The organism is Sphingobium sp. L-44, assembly GCF_056859495.1.
In genome coordinates, this window is the sequence record NZ_JBSXOQ010000034.1 from 1 (window position 1) to 5,591 (window position 5,591).

The window sequence follows — 5,591 nt, forward strand, 5'->3', positions numbered from 1 at the left end:
CCGCAGCGCTCAATGCCTCATATCGGTCCGAAAGATCGAAGAAACCCGGCTGCCCTGCCATCATCGCCTCCGCTATCGCGCAAAGGCAGTGAATCACTTCAGGCCCTCAGGCGCCACGGGTTTTTCGAGGTGTCCAACTTCAATTCCCTACCTCACAAACGGCGGTAAGCTTCCACCATCTATACCGAAGGCGAACAATTCGGGAACGATGAAAGCGCCGTTGATGGAAAATTATCACAACAGACACGAATGATGCAGCCCGTTGCTCCGACTTTTTCGGTGCCTATTGGGTACTCAGATGGAGGATGTCGCGCGCTACGGTGGCATAAATGCCATCAAGATGCTGTTTTATCAGGGTTAAAATGGTGAGTCCAGCTGGGTTCGAACCAGCGACCTACTGATTAAAAGTCAGTTGCTCTACCGACTGAGCTATGGACCCCCTGTCGAGACCGCTCGCACTAGTGGCGTGCGGGCGGCTGGTCAACCTCTTGTGGCACGATGATAGGATGCTTTTCGCAAAAGCGCATGGAGATGCCGCACGCTGTGCCCGGAAGGCGGGCATTTCCAGTCGGGCGCGATGGCGCCGAGCGGGCGCAGGACGAAGTCGCGCTCGGCAAAGGCAGGGTGGGGGATCAGAAGATCGCGGCTGCGCCAGCGGCCGCCCGACCAGAGGATGATGTCGATGTCGAGCCGGCGCGCACCCCAGCGCTGGAAACGGCGGCGGCCAAGGCCGGTCTCGATGTCCTGCAGTGCGGCCAGCATGGCGGGCGGGGGCAGGGCGCTGTCGACCAGCAGCGCGGCATTGGCGAAGCGGCGGCGCGAGGGGCCGAGCGGCGGCGTCTCGATCGTCCGCGACAGGGCAAAGACATCGCCGAGCGCCTCGATCCGGCGCACCGCCTCCGCCAGCAGGCGCGGCGGCGTCAGCCGGGCGGAGAGCGGCCGGTTCGACCCGATCGAGAGCGCATAAAGGTGGCGGCTTGTGTCCGGCATGGTGCAGCGCCTATCTGAGCGCCATGATCCTGCAAAGCCCCCTATCAAGTGAACCGCCCCGCGACTGCCCACTCTGCCCCCGCCTGGTCGCGCTGCGTGCGGAATGCCGGGCGGACCATCCCGACTGGTGGAACGCGCCGGTGCCCGCCTTTGGCGACCCGATGGCGCGGATCGGCATCATCGGTCTGGCGCCGGGCAAGCAGGGCGCGAACCGCACCGGCCGGCCCTTTACCGGCGATGTCGCGGGCGAGCTGTTCTTCGCCACGCTCAAGAAGTTCGGTCTGGCGCAGGGCAATTATGAGGCGCGGGTCGATGACGGGCTGGAACTGCGCGACGCGATCATCATCAATTCGGTCCGCTGCCTGCCGCCGCAGAACAAGCCGGTGCCGGCAGAGGTGCATGCCTGTCGGCCGTTCCTGGCCGATGGCGTGGCGCAACTGCCGAACGCGCGGACCTTCGTGGCGCTGGGCGAGATCGCGCATCAGTCGGCGGTGAAGGTGCTTGGCGGCAAGCTGCCCAAGGCGCGCTTCGCCCATGGGGCGGAGCATCGCATGCCCGACGGGCGGATGCTGATCGATAGCTATCATTGTTCGCGCTACAACCAGAATACCAACCGGCTGACGGCGGAGATGTTCGAGGGGGTGTTTGCGCGGGCGGTCGAACTGGCGGGGCTGACGTCCGCCAATTAGAGCATTTTCGAAGCAGATGGCATCATCTGCTGGCTCGGAAAATGCGGAAAACAAAAAGGCAAACAGAGCATGATCCGATCCAGTATGAACGGATCATGCTCTAGGCGCGGTGCGGGCCGAACAGGATGATGCCGGCGCCGACCAGGCTGAGCGCCACGCCGGCCATGTCCCAGCGGTCCGGCCGTACGCCCTCCACCAGCCAGAGCCAGAGCAGCGCCGAACTGATATAGACGCCGCCATAGGCCGCATAGGCGCGCCCGGCCGCCGCCGCGTCGACCAGGGTCAGCAGCCAGGCGAAGAGCAGCAGCGAGCCCGTTCCGGGGATCAGCCACAGTATCGACTTGTCCATCCGCAGCCACGCCCAGAAGGCGAAGCAGCCGGCGATCTCGGCCAGGGCGGCGGCGATATAGACCATGATCGACGGCATCAGCCGATCCGGGCCGGGTTGCGGCGCGCCATCAGATATCCTGCGCGATGCGGCCGTAAAGTTCGGGGCGGCGATCACGGAAGAAGCCCATGCCGGCGCGGTGGATCTTCGCCTTGGCAAGGTCCAGCGTGGCGACAAGCGCGCCATTGTCCCTGGCGTCGGACTCCGCGAGATAATCGCCCCATTCATCGCTGATGAAGCTGTGGCCGTAGAATTTCTGGCCCTCTTCCTCGCCGATGCGGTTGGCGGCGATCACCGGCATGCAGTTGCTGACCGCATGGCCGATCATCGCGCGGCGCCACATGCGGCTGGTGTCCAACTCCGCATCATAGGGTTCGGAGCCGATCGCGGTCGGGTAGAACAGCATTTCCGCGCCCATCAGCGCCATGCAGCGCGCGGTTTCGGGATACCATTGGTCCCAGCAGATGCCGACGCCCACGGTGCCATATTTGGTCGGCCACACCTTGAAGCCGGTATTGCCGGGGCGGAAATAATATTTTTCCTCATAGCCCGGACCGTCGGGGATATGGCTCTTGCGATAGACACCCATGATCTCGCCCTCATCATCGATCATGGCGAGCGAGTTGTAATAATGATGGCCGTCCCGCTCGAAATAGCTGGTCGGGATATAGACGCCCAGATCCTTGGCCAGCTCGCGCATTTCCTGCACGGCGGGGTGCTGGTCGGTTGGCTGGGCGCGGTCGAACAGGGCTTCGTCCTCGACCCGGCAGAAATAATGGCCCTCGAACAGTTCGGGGGGCAGGATGATCTTCGCGCCGCGGGCAGCGGCCTTGGTCACATGATCGGCGACCATGGCGATATTGTCGGCCATGTCGTCCGAAAAGGCGAGCTGCAGGGCGGCGACGGTCACGCGGGTCATTCATCACTCCATGATGGGTTCGCCGCGCGATATAGGGGCTATGGCGCCGCCGCGCTACCGGGAAGCGCCTATAGCAGGGACGCCGATTGCTTGAGCACCATGGAGCACATCTTGCCCTTGGCATCGCCCTTCAGGCTGTCGAGCGAAATGTCCTTCTTGCCGGCATGGATGATGCCGGTCTCGCCGGACTTGAAGGCGCCCGAGCCCTTCACGCCCGGTTTCTTGTTCAGTTTGTCCAGCACGGCATTGGCGCTGGTCGCATCAACGAGCCGGTTCTTGACGCAATAGCCCAGCACGCCGGCGGCATTGTCGGCGCCCATGCCGATGATGCTGGGCAATTGGGCGGTGCCGGCGCTCGCGCCCAGCAGGATCAGCGAAGTGGCAAGGATCGGACGAAACATGGGGCAATGCTCCTGAAGCCGGGCGATGCTGCGTCGCCCGGCCCGGAAATTGCGCCCGCATGCGCATCCCCGCAACGGGGGACTAACCCTTAGACCAGCGAGGGCATTTGCTGGCTGCAGCAGTGGAAGCTGCCGCCGCCCGACAGGATCGCGTCGCTGCGCAGGCCGATGATCTGGCGCCCCGGAAAGAAGGGCGCGAAGGCGTCGAGCGCCGCCTGATCATTGGGCTGGCCATAGATGGGGACGATGACGGCGGCGTTGCCGACATAGAAATTCATGTAGCTGGCCGGGATCGCCTCACCATCGACCAGCACCAGGCCGGGCGAAGGGATGTCGACCACCTCCACGCCATGCGCCTTGGCGCGGGCGCGGGCGTCGGCATAAATGGCCGTATTGGGATCGTCCGGCGTGGTCGCGATCGGCAGCGCCAGCTTGCCCGGCGCGACGAAGCGGGCGAGATTGTCGACATGGCCGTCCGTATGGTCGTTGAGCAGGCCATCGCCCAGCCACAGCATGTCGGACAGGCCGAGCGCGCCGGCCAGCAACGTCTCGATCTTGCCGCGATCAAGGTCCGGGTTGCGGTTGGGATTGAGCAGGCATTGCTCGGTGGTGACGAACAGGCCGGTGCCGTCGGTGTCGATCGCGCCACCCTCGAACACCCAATTCTGGGTCGAGGTCGCCATGCCGGTGGTCGCGGCCAGACGCGCGCCGATATCCTCGTCACCGGGCATCTGATATTTGCCGCCCCAGCCGTTGAAGCCGAAATCGACCAATGCGCGGTCTCCAGCGCCGTTCAGCACGGCGATCGGCGCGGTGTCGCGCAGCCATACGTCGCCCAGCCTGTGGACGGCGATGGTGACGCCCGGCGCGACCAGCGCACGCGCAGCGTCGGCATCCGCCTCATTGGCGACGACCAGCCGCACCTCCTCGCCCTTGCCATCGGCGTGGAGCGCACTGGCGAAATCGGCGATCTGGCGACGCGCGCCGTCAAAGGCGCCGGGCCATTCGTCCGGGTTGGTCGGGAAGCCGATCCAGGTCCAGTCGTGCGGCGCCCATTCGGCAGGCATGCGAAAAGTCATAGATTTGTCCTTGCCCGGCGCGCTGGCCGGTCCGAGATAGCGGGAGAGATGTTGCGCGCTCCATAGCGCAGGGTCGCGGGTCTGGACAGAGGGTGTAGCGGGTGAAGAAGAGCGTATCGATCATGCTGGCGGCGCTGATGCTGGGCGGGGCACCGCTGGCAAAGGCGGCGGACCTGCCCGAATGGCTGACCGGCGAATGGCAGCAGGAACGGGGCGACCGCTGGACCGAGGAACTCTGGTCGCTGCCGCGCGGCGGGGTGATGATCGGCATGGGCCGCAGCGGGCGGGGCGAAAGCCTGCAAAGCTGGGAGGTGATGCGGATCGTGCGCGCGGCGGACGGAACGCTGACGCTGCATGCCGCGCCGGAGGGCGGCAAGGAGACGATCTTCCCCGTGCTGGAGCAGGGCGTGCGCGACATCAGCTTCGCCAATCCCGACCATGATTACCCCCAACGCATCCGCTACTGGCGCGAAGGCCGCCTGCTGATGGCCGAAACCGCGATGATGGACGGCAGCAACGCCCAGAACTGGACCTACGCCCCGGCGGGGCAGTGAGGGGGAGCATTTTTGGGCGTAGAGAAGCTCACCGGCACCTCTTGATCGCGGCGCTTCCTGCATTCGCTAAAAGAATGGCATGATCAAGCGAGGCGAATTTATCTTGGTAACCGCAACGGCCGCGTTGACTGTCATCGCTGTTCTTACTCGTGGTCCGCTCGGTCGAACTCGACCTCACCTAGGGCCAATCGACATTCAGCCCCGACGGCCTGCAAATGGCGGTTTTCCGTGATTCCGGTGCTCACGTACTTTAAGTACGCTGCGCTTCGGGGCACGGAAAACCACCATTTTCGTCACGTCATCATCTGAATGTCGATCGCCCCTAGTACATGGTTTTCCTTCGACGGAACGCCTCTGACGTTCTCCTAGGCTCTATGACGAGTGTGGTGTGTCCCTTAAGGAAACGACTGTGGGGCGGGAGTTGAAGAAGCGTAAGCGCTAAAACACTCCCACAGGGGAGCGCTCAGGCGGCCTGATCGATGACGGGGCTGGCGGTGGCGCGACTATCTACCCAGTTGTAGGGGAGCAGATCATCGATGGGATCTGTGTCGCCGCACAGGACGATGCGTGC

General features: G+C 64.2%; 7 protein-coding genes and 1 tRNA gene. 2 read left to right on the forward strand and 6 right to left on the reverse strand.

The genetic code is table 11. The features are described from left to right. Positions 1-363 precede the first annotated feature (363 nt). Both AC13EK_RS02370 and folK read right to left on the reverse strand, forming a co-directional pair. Positions 364-439 (reverse strand) — tRNA-Lys (locus AC13EK_RS02370). A 41-nt stretch (positions 440-480) separates the two neighbouring features. Next, a complete protein-coding gene (gene folK, locus AC13EK_RS02375) occupies positions 481-990 on the reverse strand; it encodes a 2-amino-4-hydroxy-6-hydroxymethyldihydropteridine diphosphokinase (protein ID WP_069337837.1) in 510 nt (169 codons plus the stop codon). A 23-nt stretch (positions 991-1,013) separates the two neighbouring features. On the opposite strand from folK, the gene AC13EK_RS02380 reads away from it, so the two are divergent. Then, entirely contained in the window at positions 1,014-1,679 is a 666-nt protein-coding gene (locus AC13EK_RS02380; protein WP_069337836.1) for a uracil-DNA glycosylase, read from the forward strand. Positions 1,680-1,779: 100 nt separating this feature from the next. Here AC13EK_RS02380 and AC13EK_RS02385 read toward each other — a convergent pair whose 3' ends face one another. The 4 genes from AC13EK_RS02385 to AC13EK_RS02400 form a co-directional block, all read right to left on the reverse strand. Next, positions 1,780-2,106 (reverse strand): YnfA family protein, encoded by a 327-nt coding sequence (locus tag AC13EK_RS02385; RefSeq protein WP_069337835.1) that lies wholly within the window; start codon positions 2,104-2,106, stop codon positions 1,780-1,782. Positions 2,107-2,137: 31 nt separating this feature from the next. Then, a complete protein-coding gene (aguB, locus tag AC13EK_RS02390) occupies positions 2,138-2,986 on the reverse strand; it encodes an N-carbamoylputrescine amidase (RefSeq protein ID WP_069337834.1) in 849 nt (282 codons plus the stop codon). Between the two features lie 68 nt (positions 2,987-3,054). Continuing rightward, positions 3,055-3,387, reverse strand: a complete 333-nt coding sequence (locus AC13EK_RS02395; protein ID WP_069337833.1) for a DUF2501 domain-containing protein — start codon at positions 3,385-3,387, stop codon at positions 3,055-3,057. 89 nt (positions 3,388-3,476) lie between these two features. After that, entirely contained in the window at positions 3,477-4,466 is a 990-nt protein-coding gene (locus AC13EK_RS02400; protein WP_069337832.1) for an agmatine deiminase family protein, read from the reverse strand. 101 nt (positions 4,467-4,567) lie between these two features. Here AC13EK_RS02400 and AC13EK_RS02405 point away from each other — a divergent pair, with 101 nt between their 5' ends. Next, positions 4,568-5,020 carry a DUF6265 family protein gene (locus AC13EK_RS02405; protein WP_069337831.1) on the forward strand — a complete coding sequence of 151 codons (453 nt, stop codon included), beginning with the start codon at positions 4,568-4,570 and terminating at the stop codon, positions 5,018-5,020. The last annotated feature ends 571 nt before the right edge of the window (positions 5,021-5,591 follow it).